This is a genomic window from Streptomyces noursei, from assembly GCF_001646665.1.
In the GTDB taxonomy this organism is placed as follows: Bacteria; Actinomycetota; Actinomycetes; order Streptomycetales; family Streptomycetaceae; genus Streptomyces; species Streptomyces lavendulocolor.
Genome location: NZ_LWBU01000405.1, coordinates 160,927 through 185,026 on the forward strand (window position 1 = coordinate 160,927; position 24,100 = coordinate 185,026).

Annotated in this window: 21 protein-coding genes; 14 read left to right on the top strand and 7 right to left on the bottom strand. The window is 71.6% G+C overall.

From position 1 onward, the window contains the following. Nucleotides 1–184: 184 nt before the first annotated feature. Nucleotides 185–1,042, bottom strand: coding sequence for a hypothetical protein (locus tag A4V12_RS33735; RefSeq protein WP_064073305.1), 858 nt, complete (start codon nucleotides 1,040–1,042; stop codon nucleotides 185–187). Next, the gene (locus A4V12_RS33740) at nucleotides 1,039–3,480 is read right to left on the bottom strand and encodes a hypothetical protein (RefSeq protein WP_064073306.1); all 2,442 of its coding nucleotides are present in this window, start codon (nucleotides 3,478–3,480) and stop codon (nucleotides 1,039–1,041) included. Before A4V12_RS33740 ends, A4V12_RS33735 begins: the two co-directional genes overlap by 4 nt. Before the next feature lie 133 nt (nucleotides 3,481–3,613). Here A4V12_RS33740 and A4V12_RS33745 point away from each other — a divergent pair, with 133 nt between their 5' ends. From A4V12_RS33745 to A4V12_RS33760, 4 genes are all read left to right on the top strand, one after another. Continuing rightward, entirely contained in the window at nucleotides 3,614–4,723 is a 1,110-nt protein-coding gene (locus A4V12_RS33745; RefSeq protein ID WP_064073307.1) for a CapA family protein, read from the top strand. A gap of 64 nt (nucleotides 4,724–4,787) precedes the next feature. Further along, entirely contained in the window at nucleotides 4,788–5,651 is an 864-nt protein-coding gene (locus tag A4V12_RS33750; protein WP_064073308.1) for an LLM class F420-dependent oxidoreductase, read from the top strand. A gap of 120 nt (nucleotides 5,652–5,771) precedes the next feature. Beyond that, a complete protein-coding gene (locus tag A4V12_RS33755) occupies nucleotides 5,772–7,421 on the top strand; it encodes an ABC-F family ATP-binding cassette domain-containing protein (RefSeq protein ID WP_064073309.1) in 1,650 nt (549 codons plus the stop codon). Next, nucleotides 7,418–8,113 (top strand): aspartate/glutamate racemase family protein, encoded by a 696-nt coding sequence (locus tag A4V12_RS33760; protein WP_064073310.1) that lies wholly within the window; start codon nucleotides 7,418–7,420, stop codon nucleotides 8,111–8,113. The genes A4V12_RS33755 and A4V12_RS33760 overlap by 4 nt, the downstream gene beginning before the upstream one ends. A gap of 344 nt (nucleotides 8,114–8,457) precedes the next feature. Here the strand turns inward: A4V12_RS33760 and A4V12_RS33765 are convergent, their stop codons facing one another. Beyond that, nucleotides 8,458–9,354: an RNA polymerase sigma factor SigF gene (locus A4V12_RS33765; protein ID WP_064073371.1), complete on the bottom strand. Its 897-nt coding sequence runs from the start codon at nucleotides 9,352–9,354 to the stop codon at nucleotides 8,458–8,460. Between the two features lie 240 nt (nucleotides 9,355–9,594). Here A4V12_RS33765 and A4V12_RS33770 point away from each other — a divergent pair, with 240 nt between their 5' ends. Continuing rightward, nucleotides 9,595–9,963 carry an STAS domain-containing protein gene (locus A4V12_RS33770; protein ID WP_064073311.1) on the top strand — a complete coding sequence of 123 codons (369 nt, stop codon included), beginning with the start codon at nucleotides 9,595–9,597 and terminating at the stop codon, nucleotides 9,961–9,963. A gap of 150 nt (nucleotides 9,964–10,113) precedes the next feature. Continuing rightward, nucleotides 10,114–10,695, top strand: a complete 582-nt coding sequence (locus A4V12_RS33775) for an ATP-binding protein (RefSeq protein WP_064073312.1) — start codon at nucleotides 10,114–10,116, stop codon at nucleotides 10,693–10,695. A 337-nt stretch (nucleotides 10,696–11,032) separates the two neighbouring features. Here A4V12_RS33775 and A4V12_RS33780 read toward each other — a convergent pair whose 3' ends face one another. Then, the gene (locus A4V12_RS33780; RefSeq protein ID WP_064073313.1) at nucleotides 11,033–12,553 is read right to left on the bottom strand and encodes a peptide MFS transporter; all 1,521 of its coding nucleotides are present in this window, start codon (nucleotides 12,551–12,553) and stop codon (nucleotides 11,033–11,035) included. A gap of 488 nt (nucleotides 12,554–13,041) precedes the next feature. On the opposite strand from A4V12_RS33780, the gene A4V12_RS33785 reads away from it, so the two are divergent. Then, nucleotides 13,042–13,719, top strand: coding sequence for a response regulator transcription factor (locus A4V12_RS33785; protein ID WP_064073314.1), 678 nt, complete (start codon nucleotides 13,042–13,044; stop codon nucleotides 13,717–13,719). 9 nt (nucleotides 13,720–13,728) lie between these two features. After that, nucleotides 13,729–15,006, top strand: a complete 1,278-nt coding sequence (locus A4V12_RS33790) for an ATP-binding protein (protein WP_064073315.1) — start codon at nucleotides 13,729–13,731, stop codon at nucleotides 15,004–15,006. Here A4V12_RS33790 and A4V12_RS33795 read toward each other — a convergent pair. Further along, the gene (locus A4V12_RS33795) at nucleotides 15,003–15,527 is read right to left on the bottom strand and encodes a GtrA family protein (protein ID WP_064073316.1); all 525 of its coding nucleotides are present in this window, start codon (nucleotides 15,525–15,527) and stop codon (nucleotides 15,003–15,005) included. The two genes, A4V12_RS33790 and A4V12_RS33795, sit on opposite strands and share 4 nt — an antisense overlap. A 43-nt stretch (nucleotides 15,528–15,570) precedes the next feature. Here A4V12_RS33795 and A4V12_RS33800 point away from each other — a divergent pair, with 43 nt between their 5' ends. From A4V12_RS33800 to A4V12_RS33815, 4 genes are all read left to right on the top strand, one after another. Further along, nucleotides 15,571–16,785, top strand: coding sequence for a 5-(carboxyamino)imidazole ribonucleotide synthase (locus tag A4V12_RS33800; RefSeq protein WP_079137578.1), 1,215 nt, complete (start codon nucleotides 15,571–15,573; stop codon nucleotides 16,783–16,785). A 4-nt stretch (nucleotides 16,786–16,789) separates the two neighbouring features. Further along, nucleotides 16,790–17,314, top strand: coding sequence for a 5-(carboxyamino)imidazole ribonucleotide mutase (gene purE / locus A4V12_RS33805; RefSeq protein ID WP_064073318.1), 525 nt, complete (start codon nucleotides 16,790–16,792; stop codon nucleotides 17,312–17,314). After that, entirely contained in the window at nucleotides 17,311–18,501 is a 1,191-nt protein-coding gene (locus A4V12_RS33810; RefSeq protein ID WP_064073319.1) for a dipeptidase, read from the top strand. Before purE ends, A4V12_RS33810 begins: the two co-directional genes overlap by 4 nt. A 596-nt stretch (nucleotides 18,502–19,097) precedes the next feature. Beyond that, nucleotides 19,098–20,171 carry a dipeptidase gene (locus tag A4V12_RS33815; RefSeq protein ID WP_064073320.1) on the top strand — a complete coding sequence of 358 codons (1,074 nt, stop codon included), beginning with the start codon at nucleotides 19,098–19,100 and terminating at the stop codon, nucleotides 20,169–20,171. Nucleotides 20,172–20,174: 3 nt separating this feature from the next. Here A4V12_RS33815 and A4V12_RS33820 read toward each other — a convergent pair whose 3' ends face one another. Together A4V12_RS33820 and A4V12_RS33825 are read right to left on the bottom strand one after the other, a co-directional pair. After that, a complete protein-coding gene (locus tag A4V12_RS33820) occupies nucleotides 20,175–20,555 on the bottom strand; it encodes a VOC family protein (protein WP_064073321.1) in 381 nt (126 codons plus the stop codon). A 104-nt stretch (nucleotides 20,556–20,659) separates the two neighbouring features. Then, complete coding sequence (locus tag A4V12_RS33825; RefSeq protein ID WP_064073322.1) at nucleotides 20,660–22,003, bottom strand: UDP-glucose dehydrogenase family protein; 1,344 nt, start codon at nucleotides 22,001–22,003, stop codon at nucleotides 20,660–20,662. Nucleotides 22,004–22,183: 180 nt separating this feature from the next. On the opposite strand from A4V12_RS33825, the gene A4V12_RS33830 reads away from it, so the two are divergent. Continuing rightward, nucleotides 22,184–23,341: an acyl-CoA dehydrogenase family protein gene (locus tag A4V12_RS33830; RefSeq protein WP_079137569.1), complete on the top strand. Its 1,158-nt coding sequence runs from the start codon at nucleotides 22,184–22,186 to the stop codon at nucleotides 23,339–23,341. 108 nt (nucleotides 23,342–23,449) lie between these two features. After that, entirely contained in the window at nucleotides 23,450–24,097 is a 648-nt protein-coding gene (locus A4V12_RS33835; RefSeq protein ID WP_064073324.1) for a hypothetical protein, read from the top strand. Nucleotides 24,098–24,100: the final 3 nt, after the last annotated feature.

Below are 24,100 nucleotides of genomic sequence, written 5' to 3' on the forward strand. Positions count from 1 at the left end.
GTCGGCGGCACCCCGGTCCGCCCACCTGACCTCTGTCAACCGCCGCGCCATTGCGGACGCTGCTGTGTTCACTGCCCGAGCCCTCCTTCCACCCCTCGTACCACCCCCTCCCTCGCAGGCTTCCCGCACCGGGGGAAGTCCGCCGGACGCGCAGGGACGGTCGTCTATTCGGCTCCGGGGCCGGTCAGTTCGTGGTCTGTTCCCACGGCAGCTTGATGGGGCGGCGTTGCCAGTACCAGGGCAGTGACCGGGTGTCCTCCTTCTCCGTCCTCAGGGCGGACGTCAGGGCCTGGCCGCCGTCGTCCACCGTGAGGGCACGGAACCGGGCGTCCACCGCAGTGAGTGCGTCGCCCACCCTTTCCCGCTCTTCGCTGGTCAGGAACTCGATGGCATCGCTGAGCCGACTGCGATTCTCCAGGTCTTCCTGGTACATCTCTGCCGAATACCAATGCGAAGGTGGCCAATGGGCAGCCATCCGGGAACAAAGCTTCTCCCATTCCCGCAGAAGGGCCTGGGTGCCGGAGTGCGTTACACCGGACTCGGATGAAAATGCGCGATCAGTCTCCGGTGTGGGCAAGGGATAATCTCGGGCGACCTCAGGGAAAGGTTCGACCCGTGCGTGAGGAAACTCCGTCATCGGGATTTCCAGGCCGTACACGGTAAATCCGGCGACATCACCTTCGAGTTGCTCAACCCGTGCGAAAGTCGCCGTTCCTCGCGGTGTGTACACCTTACGGATCCACGGCAACGTTCCCCATGGCGTGAGAACGGGCGCGTCCAAAGCCCGGGCAAGAGACTCCGCGAGTTCGTCATCGGCAGGCTGGCTCTGGACCTCCGCAGCGCCGTACACGGTCAGAGCATGGTTGAGGTCGCCTGTCAGGGCCTGATACTCGCAGGTGACCGTGGCGTCCCAGTTGCGAGCTTCCAGTTCGTCCTCGGGGGAGACGTCCACGTGATCGGGGCTCACGGCGAACGCCCGGGCCAGGAAGGCGCTGAGAGTTCGAGGATTCGCGTTCCCAGCCACCAAGAAGTTGTACATCACGAGTAGTACTCCCGATACAGATCGATCGCCCGCCGGACGTAGTGCGGGTTCTCCGCGAATTTCGGTGCCCTTGTGAACATGACTTGCACCTTGGTCATGTCCCCGCCGGCCTTCATGATGGCTTTGAGTGCCGCATATTCAACCCGATTCAGGTTGATGAATCCGGGCCCTGAAACAGGGAAGGTGCGACCGTTTGGTTCAATCGCATAGCTTCGCCCGTTCACAGTGTATCGCTGAGTGTGAGCATCGAATTCAGCCCTTCCGGCGGCGATTTCTGCGATGTCCGCCCGTACCGCGTCCTTCACCTCGGGCAGGATGATGGTGTTGTCGGTGTCCGGCTCCCCGTGCTTCACGCCGGAGAGGTTGTGCCGGGCGTGGGGGTACAGCAGGTTCTTCCCTCTGGCGCTCCCCCGGATCTCTTCTCCTGCGGGCCAACTCTCCTCGGGCTTGCGTGACTTGTTGCTGGGCGGGATGCCGTCATGAGCGGAGCCACCGCTCCCCCCGGAGGTGTCGCCGTGACTGCCATGTGGCGGCCGTGCCTCTCCATCGGCCCGGCTGCTTCCCTCGTAGGACGCTGAACTGTCCGCCTGATGCACGCCGCCGGGTGCGGTGTCACCGTGCCCGCCGGCACCGGACGTGTGGTCGCCGCCTGCCGAGGGGCGGTCCAGGCTGTTGTTCAGGGAGTGGTCACCTCTACCGGTACCGCCTGAGGCGCTGTCCACGGTGGCCGAGCCGGACCAGGACGGGTTGCCGTTGAGGCGGCCCAGGTCGCCCGGGCTGCCGTTCAGGCTGTCGCCCACCCGCAGCACGTCGTCCGAAGCTGTGGCGTCCGCGCCGACCAGGGCGGGCTGCTTGGCCGGGGTGCCCACCCGAGGGTTGTCGGCGCCCGTCGCCGCGGGAGGGGGCGTTTCCTTCTTGGCGTCCTCGGCGCGCTGGAGGAGGGTGCCGTCGGCGTTGTAGAGATTGCCCTTGGGGTCGGCGTAGACCGTTGCGCCCGTCGGGTCGGTGAGCCTGACGGTGCCCTGCGGGAGGGCGATGGTGCCGTCGGTGACCTTGAGGGTGCCTTCCGGGACGGGTATCGCCCCGGACGGGGGAGAGGCGTCGGCGGGCAGGTGGACCACGCCGTCGCCGAAGTCGATGGAGCCCGGCGGGGCGGGGGTGCCGTCAGGGAGGCGGACCGTGCCCGGAGGGAGCTCGACGACGCCCGGCGGGACCGCCGCGCCGTTGGGGAGGTGCAGGGTGCCGTCCGGGAGCACTGAGGCGCCGGGCGGAAGTTCGATAGTGCCGACCGGGAGGCTGACGTCGACATGGCCCATGCCCCGCAGGCCGGTCATGACGTCACCGATCTTCCGCATGCTCGCCGTGGCACCCGTGAGGAGGTACGTCGTCGGGTCGACGGCTTGGCCCGCCTTGCCGGCGAAGGAGAGCGCCTTGGCGGCCGCGCCCGACCTGCCCGCGCCGGACGCCGCGCTCCCGGCACCCCGCGTGGCGAGGATGCTGAGCACGTTGAAGGTGGTGAGGCCGCCGGCGCGGGCGGGGTTCTCGTCCCACTTGTCGTAGGCGATCAGCGCCTTGCCGGTCTCTTTCATCGCCGTACGGGAGTCCCGCAGCAACGGCGGCATGTCCTTGTCGTCGGGAGCCCAGAACAATGCCGCCGCCGGGGTGGTACTGATCAACACGCCGGTCGACAGCAGGCCAAGCCCCTTCCACGCCTCCCCGGCCGCGTCCCAGCCGTCCGTGCCTACGAGGATTCCCAGACTCTTGACCGTGCCGACGACGCCGTCGACGAAGAAGCCCGTGGCGAAGTCGGCGCCGTGTTCCCAGATCTGCCATGCCGGGGTCGACTCGGCGACCGCGTCCCCCCAGGGCAGGCTCTCGGCCTGCTTGAGCATCTCGGCGTCGTAGCCGTACATGCCCGGCTTGTGGGATCCGTCGTCGACCGTGAGCGGAGAGCCGCCGACCAAGGCGACGATCTTGTCGTGGCAGGTCCGCTCCGCTTCCTGGAACCGGGCCCAGACCTCCGCTATCTCGTTGCGCCGGGCGAGGTTCTCGTCCGTCAGGTCGCCGTCCTCGCGCCACTTGTCGTCGTCGGCGACCTTCGCGCGGAAGTCGGCGGCGGCTCGGCGGAGTTCGTCCAGCCGCTTCACCAGCGGGCCGATGTCGTGGGCGTACGTCCCGAGCGCACCCGCGATGACGCACAGGTCCGAGCCGACCTCGAGCGCCCTGTCCTGGACGGGCCGGGTCGTGGCGAAAAGCTGTTCCGCCTCCGGCGCCCTGTAGAAGGCGCGCAGGCCGCCGAAGGAGGTGTGGACGTCACCGGCGGCGGTGGAGATCTTCACCCCGGCTCCGGACAGCGCCTTCACCTTCTCGGCGAGTACCGCTTCGTCGCCGGTGAACTCCGGTACTTCGGCCGGGTCGACCGGTGCGTCGTTGCTCAACTCTTCATCCCCCCGCGGCCCTTCGGCAGGTCACGACACGCCTGACGAATGGATCATGTGTACGACATGCCTATCAAGCCGGTCGTCACGGATGCAATCTGCAATCACGCCACTCCCGCCCTAGCCTGGAGGTATGACCGGGAACGCGGTGACGCTGTTCCTCTGCGGCGACGTGATGCTCGGCCGCGGGGTCGACCAGATCCTGCCGCACCCCGGGGACCCGGCCCTCCGGGAGTCGTACATCCGGGACGCGCGGGCGTACGTGGAGTTGGCCGAGGCGGTGAACGGGGCCGTGCCGAGGCCGGTGGGGCCCGAGTGGCCGTGGGGGGACGCCCTGCCGCTGCTCGACGCGGTGCGGCCCGACGTGCGGGTGGTGAACCTGGAGACGAGCGTCACGGGCGACGGGGAGTTCGCGACCGGGAAGGAAGTGCACTACCGGATGCATCCGGCGAACCTGCCCTGCCTGGCCGCCGCCCGCCCCGACGTGTGCGTGCTCGCCAACAACCACGTGCTGGACTTCGGCCGCCGCGGACTGGAGGAGACCCTCGACGCCCTCGCCGGGGCGGGACTGCGGGCCGCGGGGGCGGGGCGGAGCGCGGACGAGGCGTGGCGGCCCGCGATCGTCGACCTGGGCGCCCGCCGGGTCGTGGTGATCGCCTTCGGGACGGAGTCCAGCGGCATCCCGCCCGACTGGGCCGCCACCGGCGACCGCCCCGGAGTCGCCTTCGTACCGGAGCCGACGGACGAGGCCGCCGACGCGATCATCGGGCGGGTACGGGAGGTCCGGCGGCCCGGTGACACGGTGGTCGCCAGCGTCCACTGGGGCTCCAACTGGGGGTACGCCGTCGGGCGCGACCAGGTCCGGTTCGCGCACGCGCTGGTCGACGGCGGCGTCGACGTCGTGCACGGCCACTCCTCGCACCACCCCCGCCCCCTGGAGCTGTACCGGCACGGGCTCGTCCTCCACGGCTGCGGCGACCTCGTCGACGACTACGAGGGCATCACCGGCTACGAGCACTTCCGGGACGACCTCCGGCCGCTGTACCTCGTCACGGTCGAACCGGGAGCCGGCCGGCCCCCGGACGTACGGATCGTCCCCATGCGGGCCCGCCGCATGCGCCTGCACCACGCCTCGCACGACGACCGCGAGTGGCTGCGCGGCACCCTGGACCGCGTCAGCCGCCGCTTCGGCACGCGTGTCGGCCTCGCTCCCGACGGCGCGCTCGTCGTAGACTCCCGCTGATCCCGCACACACCCACAGCCTGCCGGCCCCCGGCAGGCTGTTTTCGTCTGCCCTGGAGGCGTTCATGAAGCTCGGTCTCACCTGCCCCCGGTTCGTCTGGCCCGGCGGCGACGCCGCCATCGCGGCACGGTTCGCCGACGTCGTACGCGGCGCGGAGGACGCCGGGGTGGACAGCTTCTGGGTGATGGACCACCTCTTCCAGATACCGAACTTCGGCGCCGCCGAGGACCCGATGCCGGAGGCGTACAGCGTCCTGTCCTACGCGGCCGCCCTCACCCGGCGCGTGACCCTCGGGACGCTCGTGACGTGCGTGACGTACCGTCAGCCGGGCCTGCTGCTGAAGCAGGTGACCACCCTGGACGTCCTCTCGGGCGGCCGGGCTGTGCTCGGGATCGGCGCCGGGTTCCACGAGGAGGAGCACCGGGGGCTCGGGTTCCGGCTGCCGCCGGTCGCCGAGCGGTTCGAACGGCTGGAGGAGACGCTGCGGATCGCCAAGCGGATGTGGAGCGCCGAGGACACCCCGTACGAGGGGAAGCACTACCGCCTGGCCCGCACCCTCAACTCCCCGCAGTCCCTGACCCGGCCCCACCCGCCCATCCTCATCGGCGGCAGCGGCGAGAAGAGGACCCTGCGGCTCGTCGCCCGGTACGGCGACGCCTGCAACCTCTTCCACGGCGCCGACGTCCGCCACAAGCTCGCCGTGCTGCGCGCGCACTGCGAGGCGGAACGGCGGCCCTACGAGGCGATCGAGAAGACACTCCACATGCGCGTGCCCGACGGCCGGTCGGTGGACGAGAGCGTCCAGCTCTGCGGCGAACTCGCGGAACAGGGCATCGACCACGTCATCGTCGCCATGCCCGACCCGTCCACCGACGCCTCCCTGACCCACCTCGCGGAGCTGGCCCGGCAGGTACGTGGCACATATTGAGGTGCGGCCGGCCGGGGCGGTTCGTACCCTGGCCGGTATGTCGACGCCCCGGATCTCCTAGCTCAGGACACACGCCCCACGCCACCCGTGTGCCCTCTCGCTTATCCGGAGCGTCAACCCATGCTTACCGTTCGTGGTGCCGATGTGCGCGTCGGCGCCCGGCTGCTGCTGGCCGGCATCTCCTTCCACATCGCCCCCGGCGACCGTATCGGCCTGGTCGGCCGCAACGGCGCCGGAAAGTCCACCCTCATGAAGGTCCTGGCCGGCCAGGAGCGCCCGGCCGCCGGGACCTGGACCGTCACCGGCTCGGTCGGCCACCTCGCCCAGGACCCGCGCGCCGCCGACCCCGCCACCACCGTCACCGACCGCATCCTGGCCGCCCGCGGCCTGGACCGGGCGGTGCGGGACCTGCGGGCCGCCGAGGCCGCCATGGCCGAGGCCCCGGCCCGGCGACTGGACCGCGCCATGGCCGCCTACGCCCGCGCCGAGGCCGCGTTCCAGACCCGCGGCGGTTACGCCGCCGAGGCCGAGGCCGCGCGGGTCGCCGCCGGACTCGGGCTGCCCGGCCGGGTGCTGGACCGGCCGGTCGGCGAACTGTCCGGCGGGCAGCGGCGCCGGGTCGAACTCGCCCGCATCCTCTTCTCCCGCCACGACACCCTGCTCCTCGACGAGCCGACCAACCACCTCGACGCCGACTCCGTCGGCTGGCTGCGCGGCTTCCTGGCCGGTCACCCGGGCGGCCTCGTCCTCATCAGCCACGACACCGACCTGCTCGCCGCCACCGTCAACCGGGTCTTCCACCTCGACCCGCACCGCGCCGCCCTCGACGTGCACAACACCGGCTGGCACGCCTATCTCGCCCAGCGCGCCGCCGACGACCGGCGCCGCGCCCGCGAGCGGGCCAACGCCGAACGCAAGGCGGCCGCGCTGCGCACCCAGGCCGACCGGATGCGCGCCAACGTCGCCACCGCCACGGCCGCCAGGAACATGGCGCGGCGCGCCGACCGGATGCTGGCAGGCACCGAACCCGGCCGCCGCACCGGCAGGGTCGCCCGCATCCGGCTGCCCGAACCGGCGCCCTGCGGGCGGACGCCGCTCGGCGCGATCTCCCTCACCAAGGCGTACGGCACCCATCAGGTCCTCACCGGCGTCGACCTGGCCGTCGACCGGGGCAGCCGCCTGGTGGTCCTCGGCCACAACGGCGCGGGCAAGTCCACCCTCATGAGGATCCTCGCCGGGCGGGAGACGCCCGACGCGGGACGGGTGGTGCGCGGACACGGGCTGCGCCTCGGCTACTTCGACCAGGAGCACGAGACCCTGGACCGCACCCGCACGGTCCGCGAGAACCTGGCGGCCGCCGCACCGCACCTGACGGACGGCGAGGTGCGCCGGGTCCTCGGGGCCTTCCTGTTCGGCGGCGACGACGCCGACAAACCGGCCGGCGTGCTCTCCGGCGGCGAGAAGACCCGGCTCGCCCTCGCCCGCCTGGTCCACTCCGGCGCCAACGTCCTGCTCCTGGACGAGCCGACGAACAACCTCGACCCCGCCTCCCGCGACGAGGTCCTCGCCGCGGTGTCCGGCTACCCGGGCGCCATCGTGATGGTCACCCACGACGCCGGAGCCGTCGAGGCGCTGCGGCCCGGACGGGTGCTGCTCCTCCCGGAGGGCGAGGAGGACCTGTGGAGCGCGGGGCACGCGGCCCTGATCGCCCCGGAGCGGGACCCCGGGCGGGGGCGGCGCCGGGACGATCATGGCAACCTGTCCCGATGAAGACCATCGGGCTGATCGGCGGCATGAGCTGGGAATCCAGCGCGGAGTACTACCGGCTCCTCAACGAACTCGTACGCGAGCGTCTCGGCGGGCTGCACTCCGCGCGGTGCATCCTGCACTCGGTCGACTTCGCGGAGATCGAGCGGCTCCAGGTCTCCGGCGAGTGGGAGCAGGCCGGTGAGGTGCTCGCCGAGGCGGGGCGGGGACTGGCGGCCGCCGGGGCGGACCTGCTGCTGATCTGCACCAACACCATGCACAAGGTCGCGGGCCAGGTGCAGGACGCGGTGCCCGTGCCGCTGCTGCACCTCGGCGACGCCACCGCCGACGCCGTCCGCGCGGCGGGCCTGCGCACGGTCGGGCTGCTCGGCACCGCGTTCACCATGGAGCAGGACTTCTACCGGGACCGGCTCGCCGGGCACGGTCTGACCGTCCTGGTCCCCGAGGCGGAGGGGCGTGCGGAGGTGCACCGGATCATCTACGAGGAGCTGTGCCTCGGGATCGTCGACGACGGCTCCCGCGCCGTCTACCAGCGGGTCGTCGACCAGTTGGTGGCGGACGGCGCGGAGGGCGTCGTGCTGGGCTGCACCGAGATCGAGCTGCTGATCGGCCAGGAGGACAGCCCCGTGCCGGTGTTCCCCACCACCCGGCTGCACGCCGAGGCCGCCGTCACGGCCGCGCTGGCCGCCGGCTGACGCGCGCGGCGGCGCAACGGGGCGCCGGGGTGCGGGAGTCGCGTGCCGTACGCGTCGCCGGGTGCGGCCGGGGGAGCGGTACGAGCGGCTCCGGTGCCCCCGCCCCCGTACCCCGGCGCGGCACCACCCCCCTTCGCCCGCCCCCGCGTCCGGCTGGCGGCATGACGACCCGCCCCGTACCCCGGCCCGGCGCCCAAGCCCCGCCCCGCCCTGCCCCGGTCGGCGGCCCGCCCCGCCCCCGTACCCGGCAGGGAGCCGCCCCCTTCGCCCCCGGCCGGCCCCGGATGCCCGAAGGGCCCGTCCCCTCATGGGACGGGCCCTTCGGCGGGCGGTGGCGCGGCCGGTCATTCGTCCAGGGTCAGGCCCTTGCGGAGCTTGGCCAGGGTGCGCGAGAGCAGACGGGAGACGTGCATCTGCGAGATGTTGAGCTCCTCGCCGATCTCCGACTGGGTGAGCCCGGCGACGAAGCGCAGGGAGAGGATCTGGCGGTCGCGCGCCGGCAGCGAGGCGATCAGCGGCTTGAGCGACTCGATGTACTCGATGCCCTCCAGGCCGTGGTCCTCGTAGCCGAGGCGGTCCGCCAGCGCGCCCTCCGTGTCGTCCTCCTCGGGCTGGGCGTCGAGCGAGCTCGCGGTGTACGCGTTGCTCGCCGCCATGCCCTCGACGACCTCCTCCTTGGTGATCCCGAGCCTCTCGGCCAGCTCGGCCACGGTGGGCGAGCGGTCGAGCTGCTGGGCCAGTTCGTCCCCGGCCTTGGCCAGTTCGAGGCGGAGTTCCTGGAGCCTGCGCGGGACGCGCACGGACCAGGAGGTGTCGCGGAAGAAGCGCTTGATCTCTCCGACGATGGTTGGCATCGCGAAGGTGGGGAACTCGACACCGCGACTGAGTTCGAAGCGGTCGATGGCCTTGATGAGCCCGATGGTGCCGACCTGGATGATGTCCTCCATCGGCTCGCTGCGGGAGCGGAACCGGGAGGCGGCGAACTTGACCAGCGCGAGGTTGAGTTCAACCAGCGTGTTGCGGACGTACGCGTGCTCGTGCGTCCCTTCCTCGAGGCTTTCGAGGCGCGCGAAAAGCGTCTTGGACAACGCCCTCGCGTCGAGAGGTTCGACCTCGTCGAACCGGGGGATGTCGGGCAGGCCGAGTGCTTCGGTTCCGATCTGCTCGACGTCGTCGGTCTGCTGGGGCGGGATTGTCGACGGCGCGTGGGGGGTACGCGTTTCGTCGAGCCGGGGTGACATGGTCTCCTCCATCGTTCTCGGCATATGGCCGCCGATGCCCAAAAGATGTGGCTGCGGTGTGCGGCGCCTCCAAAGCCGGCCGTGTTGGTTGTGTCCCTACTAGCCCTACCCGCTTCGCACGGATCGTTGCAAGTGTCAATTGTCCCATATGTCCGGAGTGTGGCTAAGTCGCGACTACCGGCCGCCGTTGAGAAGGCGTAGGGTTCTACCGACTCAATGGCATCGGCGAAGAGGGACGGCATGGACCGCGGGACGGTCGGCAGCGCGAATCAGGGCCGACTCAAGGTCGGGGTCCGGACGGAAGGCCGCAGCGAGGTACTCACGCCGGCGGGTGAGCTGGATCACCACACCGCCGAGCTGCTGCGCGAGCCGCTGGACGCCGCACTCGAACAAGGCCGCACGCGCCTGGTGATCGACTGCTCGCAGCTTGCGTTCTGCGACTCCACCGGGCTCAACGTGCTGCTCGGGGCACGCCTCAAGGCGGAGGCCGCGGGCGGGGGCGTGCATCTGGCAGGGATGCAGCCCGTAGTGGCCAGGGTGTTCGAGATCACAGGAGCGGAGGCGGTCTTCACCGTCCACGACTCGCTGGAAGCGGCACTCGCCGACTGAAGTGACAAAGCGGGTGTCGTCCCGGATCGGCCGGGCAGAAGAACCCCGCGGCAACTGTACGAACGGGCTCCACACTCTCTGTGACGGCCTTGTGGCTGCCCCTGCGACGACGTAATGGCGACTTGGTGAATTCGGTGAGGTGAAGCGCTGATGGGGACCACCCAGCAGCAACCGCCGAGCGATCTCGGCCCCCAGCCGGACGGCTCCGGCCTCGGTGTCGGTGCCTCGGTCCCGGCGGGCTCCTCCGTGTCCACCACGCCGGAGGTGAGGTCGGAGATGTCAGGTGCGGCGTCCGGGCCGGGTCCCGGGGCCACGCCCACGGGGCGCCGGACGCGGCGGCTCTCGTTGGGCAGTGCCAGCGGGATCGTTCCGCTCGCCCGGGACTTCACGAGGCAGGCGCTCTACGACTGGGGCTGGCTCCCGGCGGCCACCGCCGACCGGCGGGCAGCCGCCGAGGACGTCCTGCTCGTCGTCTCGGAGCTGGTCACCAACGCGTGCCTGCACGCCGAGGGCCCCGAGGAGCTGCGCGTCTCGCTGGACGCGAAGGTCCTCCGGCTCGAGGTCGAGGATCGCGGCGCCGGCCAGCCCGCGCCCCGCACCCCCCACCGGGCGGGACGGCCCGGAGGCCACGGCATGTTCATCGTCCAGCGCCTCTGCCTGGACTGGGGGGTCGTCCGGTCCGACGGCGCGCCCGGCAAGACGGTCTGGGCGGAACTCGCGGCACCCGCCTGATTCCGGCGGGTGATCCCGGCGGGTCGCCCGGAGCGGTGGTGGAGCACGGCGGTACGCCGTGCTCTTTGTCGTGCCCGGGTCGTCTCTCCCGGCGGTGAGGCCCGCCCCGCCTCGTACGCGCCCGAGGCCCCTCCCCAACAGGCCCCAGCAGGCCCAATCCGCAGCGGGCACCCCCTCGGCGCCGCCCCCTTCCGAGGCACCCCCCGCCCGGAAGCCGGCCCGCGCCCGTACGGGCGGCCACGACCGGCCGCAGGGGCCCACGCATGCCGAAGGGCCGCCGCGCCGGAAGCGTCCGGTACGGCGGCCCTTCGTCAGGAGCAGGAGCGGCAGCGCGGCGTCAGTGCACGTTGCCCATCAGCGTCTGCACCTTCTTGCGGTACATGAAGACCGCCACGCCCGCGAGGGCCGCCAGCGACGCCTCCATGGCGATGATCCCGGTGCCGTTCAGGTCGACGCCCGCCAGGGACAGCAGACCCGTCGTGCAGTCGCCCGCGGTGACCGCGAGGAACCAGACGCCCATCATCTGCGAGGCGTACTTCTGCGGCGCCATCTTCGTGGTGACCGACAGACCCACGGGGGAGAGGCACAGCTCACCGATCGTCTGGATCATGTAGATCGAGACCAGCCACATCGGGGAGACCTTGGTGCCGTCACCCGCCATGCCCATCGGGACGATGAAGACGAAGAACGAGGCACCCACCAGGACCAGGCCCATCGCGAACTTCACGATGGTGTTCGGCTCCTGGTTCTTCCGGGCCAGCCACAGCCACAGCCAGGCGAAGACCGGCGCCAGCGCCATGACGAACAGCGGGTTCAGCGACTGGTACCAGGTGGCCGAGAAGGCGAAGCCGAAGACGCTGTCCGCGGTCTTGTCGTCCGCGAAGAGCGACAGGGTCGAACCGCCCTGGTCGTAGATCATCCAGAAGATGGCGGCGGCCACGAAGAACCAGATGTAGCCGTTCATCTTCGACTGCTCGGTCGACGACAGCTCCTTGTCGCGCTTGATGCGGACGAGGACGGCGACCGGGATGACCAGACCGGCGAGGGTCAGCGGGACCAGCGCCCAGTTCAGGGTGAACGCGCCGATGGCGACGACGACGCCGTAGAAGACGGCGACGGCCAGCACCGCACCCGTGACCTTGAGCAGCACCGCGCGGCGCTCCTCCGGGCTCAGCGGGTTCGGGACGATGTTGCTCTTCGGGCTCAGGTGGCGCGTGCCGAGCAGGAACTGGAGCAGGCCCAGGCCCATGCCGACCGCGGCCAGCGCGAAGCCGAAGTGCCAGTTGTGCTCCTTGCCGACCGTACCGATGACGAACGGGGCGACGAAGGCACCGAGGTTGATGCCGATGTAGAAGAGCGTGAAACCACCGTCACGGCGCGGGTCCTCGGGACCGTCGTAGAGGTGGCCGACCATCGTGGAGATGTTGGCCTTCAGCAGGCCGGAGCCGGCGGCGACCAGGATCAGGCCGACGAAGAACATCGCCTGGCCCGGCAGGGCCAGCGACAGGTGACCGACCATGATCACGGCACCGGCGATCGCGACGGTCTTGCGGGCGCCCCAGACGCGGTCGCCGAACCAGCCGCCCGGCATCGCCATCAGGTAGACCATCGACACGTAGACCGAGTAGATGGCCGTGGCCGTGGCCGCGGTCATCGCCAGGCCGCCGCCCTGGCTGCCCGTCGCGGCGTCGGCGCCGCCCGAGACCAGGTAGTACACGAGCAGGGCGCGCATGCCGTAGTAGCTGAAGCGCTCCCACATCTCGGTCAGGAACAGGGTGGCCAGGCCGCGGGGGTGGCCGAAGAAGGTCTTCTCGCCGCCAGCGGTACTGGCCGAGTCCTTCGTCAGGCTGGACGCCATGGGTCGATCCTTGCTTGCTCGGGACGCGCTGCGCTTCGTGAGCGGTCACGCGCCCGGTGGGGGGCGGCCGGCACCGGCGCGGGGTCCGTCCCGCCCCCACGCCCGCAGGGGTCCGCCCCGTACGGCGTACGGCGGCGGGGGAACAGTCCGCACCGGGATCCACACCCCGGCGGCGCTGTCGCGCGTACAGGGGCCCGGCCCACAGGTCATTCACTGTCATCGAGGCCGGCCGGGCCGGCCTCACGCAGAAAGAGACCCTTGGCGCATAGTGGGCCAAAGGTCCCCGGATAGTGCATCAGGCGTCTCGCCACCATACGACACGACAGGGCGGCATATGGAAGGACTTGAGATATGGATCACAGGTGTCGCTGGAACCATCCGCACTGTTTCGAAGGTATTCCGCTGGATGGCATCCCATACTCGCAGGGCGTGCCGATCATCGTGCGATCCCCCGGCAACGCTTGTCCGGCGCGGACTACCATCACCACATGACCCGTGTACTGCTCGCCGAGGACGACGCATCCATCTCGGAACCGCTGGCCCGCGCCCTGCGGCGGGAGGGGTACGAGGTCGAGGTGCGCGAGGACGGACCCGGCGCGCTGGACGCCGGACTGCAGGGCCACGTCGACCTGGTCGTCCTGGACCTCGGGCTGCCCGGGATGGACGGACTGGAGGTGGCGCGGCGGCTCCGCTCCGACGGGCTCACGGTGCCGATCCTGGTGCTGACGGCCCGCGCCGACGAGGTCGACACCGTTGTCGGACTCGACGCCGGCGCCGACGACTACGTCACCAAGCCGTTCCGCCTCGCCGAACTGCTCGCCCGCGTCCGGGCCCTGCTGCGGCGCGGCGCCAGCGAACCCGCCCCCGCCCCGGCCACCCACGGCGTACGCATCGACGTCGAGTCGCACCGCGCCTGGATGGGTGACGAGGAGCTCCAGCTCACCGCCAAGGAGTTCGACCTCCTGCGGGTCCTCGTCCGCGACGCCGGCCGGGTCGTCACCCGCGACCAGCTGATGCGCGAGGTCTGGGACACCACCTGGTGGTCCTCCACCAAGACCCTCGACATGCACATCTCCTGGCTGCGCAAGAAGCTCGGGGACGACGCCGCCAACCCCCGCTACATCGCCACCGTCCGCGGCGTGGGCTTCCGCTTCGAAAAGAGCTAGGTACGCACCGTGCGCCGCCGACTGATCAACTCCACGCTCGCGGTGGTCCTCGTCGTCATCGCGGTCTTCGGGGTCTCCCTCGTCATCGTCGAGACGCGCACCATCAGCAGCAGCGCCCAGGAGAGCGTGGACTCCGAGGCCGTCCGCCTGGTCAGCATCGTGGAGAGCCGGCTCGTCGGCGGCGAGCCCGTGAACCCCGGGATCCTCCTCCAGCAGAGCGGCGCCAAGCGGTACGCCCTGATCGAGATCCCCGGCCGCGCCCCCATCGAGATCGGCGAACGCCCCGAGGGCAGCGTCATCCGCGGCAGCGCCGACGGCAAGCGCGGCGAGAAGGCCACCGTCGAGGAGCCCCGTTCCAGCGTCACCCGCGAGGTCGGCCGCACCCTGCTGATCATCGGCGCCGTGGCGCTGCTCGCCGTGATCGCCGCCGTGCTCCTCGCCGTACGCCAGGCCAACCGGCTCGCCTCGCCGCTGACCGACCTCGCCGAGACCGCCGAACGGCTCGGCTCGGGCGACCCGCGGCCCCGCCACCGGCGGTACGGCGTGCCCGAGCTCGACCGGGTCGCCGACGTGCTCGACGCCTCCGCCGAGCGGATCGCCCGCATGCTCACCGCCGAGCGGCGGCTCGCCGCCGACGCCTCCCACCAGCTGCGCACGCCCCTGACCGCCCTGTCCATGCGGCTGGAGGAGATCTCCGAGACCGACGACCCGGCCACCGTGAAGGAGGAGGCGCACATCGCCCTCACCCAGGTGGAGCGGCTCACCGACGTCGTCCAGCGGCTGCTGACGAACTCGCGCGACCCGCGCACCGGCTCGGCGATCGCCTTCGACCTCGACGAGGTCGTCAAGCAGCAGATCGAGGAATGGCGGCCGGCCTACCGCAGCGCGGGACGGGCGATCGTCCGCTCCGGCAAGGTCGGCATGCGGGCCGTCGGCACCCCGGGCGCGGTCGCGCAGGTGCTGGCCGCGCTGATCGAGAACTCGCTGATGCACGGCGGCGGCACCGTCGCCCTGCGCACCCGGGTCACCGGCAACCAGGCCGTCGTCGAGGTCACGGACGAGGGGCCCGGCGTACCGCCCGACCTCGGTGCGCGGATCTTCGAGCGGACCATCAGCGGCCGCAACTCCACCGGTATCGGCCTCGCCGTCGCCCGCGACCTCGCCGAGGCGGACGGCGGCCGTCTGGAACTGCTCCAGCAGCAGCCGCCGGTCTTCGCCCTCTTCCTCAGCCGTGAGGTACGCAGCCGCAAGGACAAGACCGCGCACGAGCCGCCGACGGTCCGCTAGCGGCGCGGGGCGACCGGCTCCGCGGCCCGCCCGGGCTCGTGCCGGCGCTGCTCCAGGAACGATTCGGCGGGCGGAACGGCCTCGTGCACCGGCAGCGTCCGGAACACCCAGGTGCGGTAGGACCAGAAGCGGAACAGCGTGGCCACACCGATGCCGAAGAACTTGAAGAAGTTGTTCTGCAGCGGGCTGTCCCAGCCGAAGCCGTACGTCGCCGCGTACAGCACACCGTTCTCGATCACCAGGCCCACCAGGCTGAACAGCAGGAACAGCGTCAGCTCCCGGGTCCGGCCGCCCTTGTCACGGTCCCGGTACGTGAAGTAGCGGAAGCCCACGTAGTTGAACGCGATGGCGACGACCGTGGCGAGCAGGCTGGCCCGGACGACCGGCAGCTCCGTGGTGTGGCGCACCAGGTTGAAGACCGCCATGTTGACCAGCAGACCGAGACCGCCGACGAGACCGAATTTGGCGATCTCGCGGACGAGCTGGTCCAGCCGCACCCGCAGTGCGCCTCGTTCACTCATGGTGATCTTTCAGCCCCGTCCGGTCGAGTGGGTCAACCAAGCCATGCTAACCACCCGCCCCCGACCCCGCTCGGGGACGGGAGACGGCCCCCGCGCCGCGGCCGGATACCCTAAGAGGGTGACGTTCCCGGTAGTAGGCATGGTGGGCGGCGGTCAGCTGGCCCGTATGACCCATGAGGCGGGCATCCCCCTCGGCATCAAGTTCAAGCTCCTCAGCGACTCCCCCCAGGACTCGGCGGCCCAGGTCGTGAGCGACGTCGTCATCGGCGACTATCGCGACCTGGACACGCTGCGTGAGTTCGCGCGCGGCTGCGACGTGATCACCTTCGATCACGAGCACGTACCGACCGAGCACCTGCGGGCCCTGGAGGCGGACGGCATTCCCGTCCGGCCGGGGCCCGACGCGCTGGTGCACGCCCAGGACAAGGGCGTGATGCGGGCCAGGCTCGACGAGATCGGCGCCCCGTCCCCCCGCCACCGCATCGTGGCGGACCCGGCCGACGCGGCGGCCTTCGCCGCCGAGACCGGAGGGTTCCCGATCATCCTCAAGACGGTCCGCGGCGGATACGACGGCAAGGGCGTGTGGTTCGTCCGCTCCGAGGACGAGGCCCGCGACCCGTTCCTCGCGGGCGTGCCCGTCCTCGCCGAGGAGAAGGTCGACTACGTACGCGAGCTGGCCGCCAACATCGTCCGCTCGCCGCACGGCCAGGCCGTGGCCTACCCCGTCGTCGAGTCCCGCCAGGTCGACGGCGTCTGCGACACCGTGATCGCCCCCGCACCCGGCCTCTCCGCCGACCTGGCCGGCCAGGCCCAGGAGCTCGCGCTCCGCATCGCCAAGGAACTGGACGTCGTCGGCCACCTCGCCGTCGAACTGTTCGAGACGCGCGACGGCCGCATCCTCGTCAACGAGCTGGCGATGCGCCCCCACAACTCCGGCCACTGGACCCAGGACGGCGCGGTCACCTCGCAGTTCGCCAACCATGTGCGGGCCGTCCTCGACCTGCCGCTCGGCGACCCGCGCCCCCGCGCCCCCTGGACCGTCATGTGCAACGTGCTGGGCGGTGACTACCCGGACATGTACCAGGCGTACCTCCACTGCATGGCCCGCGACCCCCAGCTGAAGATCCATATGTACGGCAAGGACGTGAAGCCCGGCCGCAAGGTGGGGCACGTCAACACCTACGGCGACGACCTCGACGACGTGCTGGACCGCGCGCGTCACGCCGCCGGCTACCTGCGAGGAACGATCGTTGAGTAACCCGATGGACACCCCGCTCGTCGGCATCGTCATGGGCTCCGACTCCGACTGGCCCGTGATGGAGGCCGCCGCCACGGCCCTCGACGAGTTCGAGATCCCCTACGAGGTCGACGTCGTCTCCGCGCACCGCATGCCGCGCGAGATGGTCGCGTACGGCGAGCGCGCCGCCGACCGCGGCCTCAAGGCGATCATCGCGGGCGCCGGCGGAGCCGCGCACCTGCCCGGCATGCTCGCCTCCGTCACGCCCCTCCCCGTGATCGGCGTCCCCGTCCCCCTGAAGTACCTGGACGGCATGGACTCGCTGCTCTCCATCGTCCAGATGCCCGCCGGCGTCCCGGTCGCCACCGTCTCCGTGGGCGGCGCGCGCAACGCCGGCCTGCTGGCGGCCCGCATCCTCGCGAGCGCCGACCCCGAGCTGCTCGCCCGCATGGCCGACTTCCAGCAGGAGCTGAACGACCAGGCCACCGAGAAGGGCAAGCGGCTGCGGGCGAAGGTCGAGGGCTCCTCGTCGTTCGGCTTCGCCAAGTGACGGCCGGCCGTTTCCGGGACGAGGCGCGCGACCTGCTCGCCTCGCACCCCGTGGTGGACGGCCACAACGACCTGCCGTGGGCGCTGCGGGAGAGCGCCGGCTACGACCTGGACCGCCTCGACGTCGGGGCGGACCAGACCGGCCGGCTCCACACCGACATCCCCCGGCTGCGGGCGGGCGGCGTCGGCGCCCAGTTCTGGTCGGTGTACGTCCGCAGCGACATGGCCGGCGACGACGCGGTCAGCGCCACGCTGGAGCAGATCGACTGCGTCGACCGGCTGCTGGCCCGCCACCCCGCGGACCTGGCACCCGCGCTGACCGCCGACGACATGGAGGCGGCGCGGGCCTCCGGGCGCATCGCGTCCCTGAAGGGCGCCGAGGGCGGCCACTCCATCAACAACTCGATGGCCACCCTCCGGGCCCTGTACGCCCTGGGCGTCCGCTACATGACGCTCACCCACAACGACAACGTGCCCTGGGCCGACTCGGCGACCGACGCCCCCGGCGTCGGCGGCCTCTCCGCCTTCGGCCGCGAGGTCGTACGGGAGATGAACCGGCTCGGCATGCTGGTCGACCTCTCGCACGTCGCCGACACCACGATGCGCGACGCGCTCGCCACGTCCGAGGCGCCGGTGATCTTCTCCCACTCGTCCTCCCGGACCGTGTGCGACCACCCGCGCAACATCCCCGACGACGTCCTGTCGCTCCTGCCCGCCAACGGGGGCGTCGCCATGGTCACGTTCGTCCCGAAATTCGTGCTGCCCGCCGCCGTGGAGTGGACCCGGCGGGCCGACGAGAACATGCGGGCGCACGGCCTCCACCACCTGGACACCACCCCGGAGGCGATGCGCGTCCACGCGGCGTTCGAGGCGGCGGACCCGCGCCCGGTCGCCACCGCCGCGACGGTGGCGGACCACCTGGACCACATGCGTGAGGTCGCGGGCATCGCCCACCTCGGCATCGGCGGCGACTACGACGGCACGGCGTTCACCCCCGCGGGCCTGGACGACGTGTCGGGCTACCCGAACCTCATCGCGGAACTGCTCGCCCGCGGGTGGTCCCACGCGGACCTGGCGAAGCTGACCTGGGGCAACGCGCTGCGCGTCCTGCGCGACGCGGAGTCCGTGTCCCGCGCGCTGTCCACCCGGGCCCCCTCGACGGCCACGCTCGCGTCCCTCGACGGCTGACCCCGCCGGGCCGCGGCGGCGCCCCGTCCCTGTGCGGTGCGCTGCGTCTGGTCGGGGTGCCGTTCCGGTGTGCGGCACTGGTGCGGTGGGTGGTGGGGTGTGGCCCCTCCGGGCTCACCTCCTCGGGGCCGGCGGCCCTGGGTCAGACGTAAGGGAGCCCACCCCTCGCCGCCAACCCCTGCGGGGGCGACCCTGCACGGCCCCACCCCTGGCCGTACGCCGCCTGCGGGCCGGTGAGACCGTGCGGGGCCGTCGCCACTGCCTGTACGTCCGTTTGCCGTCCGGACCACGACGGCGGGGACGTTGTGCGCGTACGGCGAGGAGGGGCCGTGCAGGGTCGCCCCCGCAGCGGATTGGCGGCGAGTGACGGTCACTGGACCGGCTGGGCGCCCCGCCAACCGCGAGGAGGTGAGCCCGGAGGGGCCCCGCCCCAGACGCACCGGCAGAAGCGTGGCCACGCCCGGTACGACACCCCGGCACCGCTCCCGCGAGGGGGCGGCGGGTCACCCGGTCGGAGTACGCCGCCGCGACCACCGCATCCGCCCGTGTCACCGTGGCCCTGTCGGCTCGTCGTTCGTCCGGAGCGGAGCTCCCCCATGGCAGACCTTCAGGACCACCCCTGCGCGGCATCTTCCGCGATCGGTGACTTCGACGACACCCCCGACGGGCTCGCCGAGGCGCCCACCCCGGCAGAGGTCGACATCGAGCGGGCCCGCGTCCTGCTCGCCGCGCAGCTCGTCGTCGACGGCCACAACACGCTCGCGCAGGAGCTCGACCGTACGCACTGGCACGACCTCCAGCACGGCTCGGCGTTCCTCGACACCGACATCCCGCGCATCCGCGCCGGCGGCGTCGGCGCCCAGTTCTGGTCGCTGCACGTGCCTCCGGGGCCCGCCGCCGTGCAGGAGACGCTGGACCGAATAGACGCCGTGCGCACCCTCGTGGAGTCGTGCCCCGAGGCGCTGCGGCTGGCCCTGACCGCCGCCGACATGGTGCAGGCCAGGGACTGCGGCCGGATCGCCTCCCTCCTGGGGCCCGTGTCGGGCGCCGCGCTGGGGGAGTCGCTGGGCACCCTCCGCGCGTACCACGCGCTCGGTGTCCGCAGCGTCGGCATCGCCGGTACGCGCTGGACGGCCGACCCCGCCGGTCTGACGCCGTTCGGGGAGGAGGCGGTGCGCGAGATGAACCGCCTCGGGGTCCTCGTCGACCTGTCGGGCGCGTCCGGCGCCACCATGGAGCGGGTGCTGGACATCTCCAAGGCGCCGGTGATCCTGTCCCACTCGGCGGCCCAGGCCCTGACCCCGCACGCGGTGAACGTCCCCGACGAGGTGCTGCTCCGGCTGCGCGCCAACGGCGGGGTGTGCATGGTCAGCTTCGCCCCGGACCAGGTGACCCGCCGTGCCGACCAGCCCGCCACCCTCTGGGACGTGGCCGATCATGTCGAGCACGTCCGCGAGGTCGCCGGCCCGGAGTGCGTGGGTCTGGCGGGTTCGTACGGGCTGACCGCCGACGCCCCGCACACCATCGGTCTGGAGGACGCGTCCTCGTACCCGAACCTGATCGCCGAGTTGTTGCACCGCGACTGGGCCGAGGCGGACATCGCGGGGCTGACGTGGGGCAACGCGGCCCGGGTCGTGCGCGAGGCGGCGGACGCGGCACAACCGGTGTGACCGCTACGCCCGGCACAGGCAGAAGGGGTGCCCCGCCGGGTCGGCGTACACGCGGAAGCCCCGCTTGCCTCCGTCGTCGTCGACGTCCAGCGGCCGGGCGCCCAGCGCGAGGACCTGTTCCTCGGCGGCGTCGATGTCGTCGACGTCCAGGTCGAGGTGGAGCTGCTGGGAGTTCCGGTCGGCCCGCGGCCACTCGGGCGGGCGCAGGTCGGGCACCTGCTGGAAGGCGAGCCGTTGCCCGCCCGGGAGGTACAGGTCGATCCAGTGCTCGTCCTCGGTCTGGTCGTCCTTGATCTCGCCGCCGAGGACGGCGGCGTAGAACTCGGCGAGCCGGCGGGGCTCGGGACAGTCGATCGCGGTCAGTGCGAGTGTCGCAAAAGCCATGGCGCCCGGGTGCCCGTGCGGCGCCCCGCCATGCCTGCCGCGGCGCCCCGCCATGCCTGCCGCGGGCCGGTCAGGCCCGGGGACCCGGTCGGCCGGGGACCCGGTCAGGCCCGGGGGCGGCCCATCGCGCGGAAGGTCCAGCCCGCCTCGCGCCAGCGCTCCGCGTCGAGGGCGTTGCGGCCGTCGAGGATGACGCGGGACGTCACGGCCTCGCCCAGCTCGGCGGGGTCGAGGTCGCGGAACTCGCTCCACTCCGTCAGGTGCAGCACGATGTCGGCGCCCCGCACCGCGTCCAGGGCGGTGTCGGCGTACCCGAGCGTGGGGAACAGCCGGCGCGCGTTGTCCATGCCCTTGGGGTCGTACACGGTGACCTGGCCGCCCTGGAGGTGGATCTGACCGGCGACGTTCAGGGCGGGCGAGTCGCGTACGTCGTCGGAGTTCGGCTTGAACGTGGCGCCCAGGACGGCGACCCGCTTGCCGAGGAAGGTGCCGTCGCCGAGGGCCTCGCGCGCCATGCCGACCATCTGGCCGCGGCGCCGCATGTTGATGGAGTCGATCTCGCGCAGGAAGGTCAGGGCCTGGTCGGCGCCCAGCTCGCCGGCGCGGGCCATGAAGGCCCGGATGTCCTTGGGCAGGCAGCCGCCGCCGAAGCCGATCCCGGCGCGGAGGAACTTGGCGCCGATCCGCTCGTCGTAGCCGATGGCCTCCGCGAGCTTGACGACGTCGCCGCCGGCGGCCTCGCAGACCTCGGCCATCGCGTTGATGAAGGAGATCTTCGTCGCCAGGAAGGAGTTCGCGGCGGTCTTGACGAGTTCCGCGGTCGGGAAGTCGGTGACGACGAACGGCGACCCTTCCTCCATGGGTGTGGCGTACACCTCGCGCAGCAGCTTCTCCGCCGCCGCGCTCTCCACGCCCACCACGATCCGGTCGGGGTGCAGGGTGTCGTCCACGGCGAAGCCCTCGCGCAGGAACTCCGGGTTCCACGCCAGTTCCGCGTCCGCGCCCACCGGCGCCCGGTCGGCGAGGAGCCGGGCGAGCCGCTCCGCGCTGCCGACCGGCACGGTCGACTTGCCGACGACCAGCGCGGGCCGCCGCAGGTGCGGGGCGAGCGAGCCGAAGGCGGCGTCGACGTACCGCATGTCGCACGCGTAGTCGCCCTGCTTCTGCGGAGTGTTCACGCAGACGAAGTGGACGTCGCCGAACTCGCCGACCTCCTCCCACGAGGTGGTGAAGCGCAGCCGCCCGGTGGAGCCCTCGATCCCGGCGACGTGCTTGCGCAGCAGGTCCTCCAGTCCGGGCTCGTACATCGGGACGCGGCCCGCCGACAGCATGTCGATCTTCTCGGGGACGACGTCCAGCCCGAGCACCTCGAAACCCAGCTCCGCCATGGCCGCCGCATGGGTGGCGCCGAGGTATCCGGTGCCGATCACGGTGATCTTGAGGGCCATACGGTGCTCCATTGACGTACGGGAGGGAGTGCGGGCCCGAGCATAGTCGGGCCCGGGGCCGGGCACCGTTCCTCCGGGACCGGGGCTGTCGTCAAACTCACGTATGCCGGACTCCGCCCGGCCCACTAAAATTCGGGTTACTTAACGGTAGTTAGCAGCAGTCCAGGGGAGTGAGAGAAAGTGGCGGGAACGCCTGACTTCGATCTGTACCGCCCGTCCGAGGAGCACGACATGCTCCGGGACACCGTCCGCTCGCTCGCCGAGGCCAAGATCCTTCCGTTCGCCGCCGCGGTGGACGAGGAGGCCCGCTTCCCGCAGGAGGCGCTGGACGCGCTCGTCGCCTCCGACCTGCACGCCGTCCACGTGCCCGAGAGCTACGGCGGCGCCGGTGCCGACGCGCTCGCGACCGTGATCGTCATCGAGGAGGTGGCCCGCGTCTGCGCGTCGTCCTCCCTGATCCCGGCCGTCAACAAGCTCGGCTCGCTCCCCGTGATCCTCTCCGGCTCCGAGGAGCTGAAGAAGAAGTACCTGGGCCCGCTCGCCAAGGGCGACGCGATGTTCTCCTACTGCCTGAGCGAGCCCGACGCGGGCTCGGACGCCGCCGGCATGAAGACGAAGGCGGTCCGCGACGGCGACCACTACGTGCTCAACGGTGTGAAGCGCTGGATCACCAACGCGGGCGTCTCGGAGTTCTACACGGTCATGGCCGTGACGGACCCGACCAAGCGCTCCAAGGGCATCAGCGCCTTCGTCGTCGAGAAGGGCGACGAGGGCGTCTCCTTCGGCGCGCCGGAGAAGAAGCTCGGCATCAAGGGCTCCCCGACCCGCGAGGTCTACCTCGACAACGTCCGCATCCCCGCCGACCGCATGATCGGCGAGGAGGGCACGGGCTTCGCCACCGCGATGAAGACCCTGGACCACACCCGCATCACCATCGCGGCCCAGGCCCTCGGCATCGCCCAGGGCGCCCTGGACTACGCCAAGGGTTACGTGAAGGAGCGCAAGCAGTTCGGCAAGCCGATCGCCGACTTCCAGGGCATTCAGTTCATGCTGGCCGACATGGCGATGAAGATCTCCGCCGCCCGCGCCCTCACCTACCAGGCCGCCGCCGCCTCCGAGCGCGGCGACGCCGACCTGACCTACCTCGGCGCGGCGGCCAAGTGCTTCGCCTCCGACGTCGCGATGGAGGCCACCACGGACGCCGTCCAGCTCCTCGGCGGCTACGGCTACACCCGCGACTACCCGGTCGAGCGCATGATGCGCGACGCCAAGATCACCCAGATCTACGAGGGCACCAACCAGGTCCAGCGCATCGTCATGGCCCGCAACCTGCCGTAACACGCGCGCCCCCGCGACCGCACAGGACGGCCCCCGGCGATCCGCCGGGGGCCGTTGCGGTTAGGCTGCGCTGCCGCACAACCAGCACAGCACCAGGTGGGAGTCCCCATGAGTGTGGATCGACAGATCTCCGCACTGCTCAAGCAGATAGCGACCCAGGACGTCGTGGTCGTCACCAACGAGTTCTCCCACGCGGGGCGGGCCGCCACGCTCGCGCACGTCGTCGAGCACTACGGCTTCGAGTACGCCGAGACCCGGCGCGAGGGTCACAACAGCCGGACCCTCGCCGTCTACCTGTACCGCGACCCCGCGCCCGAGGCCCGCGCCCGTGAGGCGGCGACCATCGCCGCGCACCCGCAGGCGGGCATGGGCGGTACGGTGCCCGGCCTCCAGCCCGGGACGCTGAAGCCGACGCCCGAGGCGGCGGAGGCGGTCGCCCTGACGAAGGCCCGCATCGGGTTCGACGTCATGACGCAGATGGCCGGGGCGCGGAAGATGGGCTTCGCCTGGTTCTGCGTGGCGGGCCTGGTGGTGACGCTGCTGATCTGCCAGATGTACGTCGCCGCTCTCGCGGGCGGTGCCGCCCTGGCCGGGCTCCTCCTGGGAGGCGTCAAGATCGGCGAGGTCCGCCGGCAGCGCCTCGCCCAGCGCCTCCAGGAGGCGGGCTTCACCCCCGTCCAGGACGAGACGGGACGCCGGCGCTTCCTCCGCCCCGGCCAGCAGCTCCCCGGCCACGCGAACCCCTTCGCGGCCTGACGG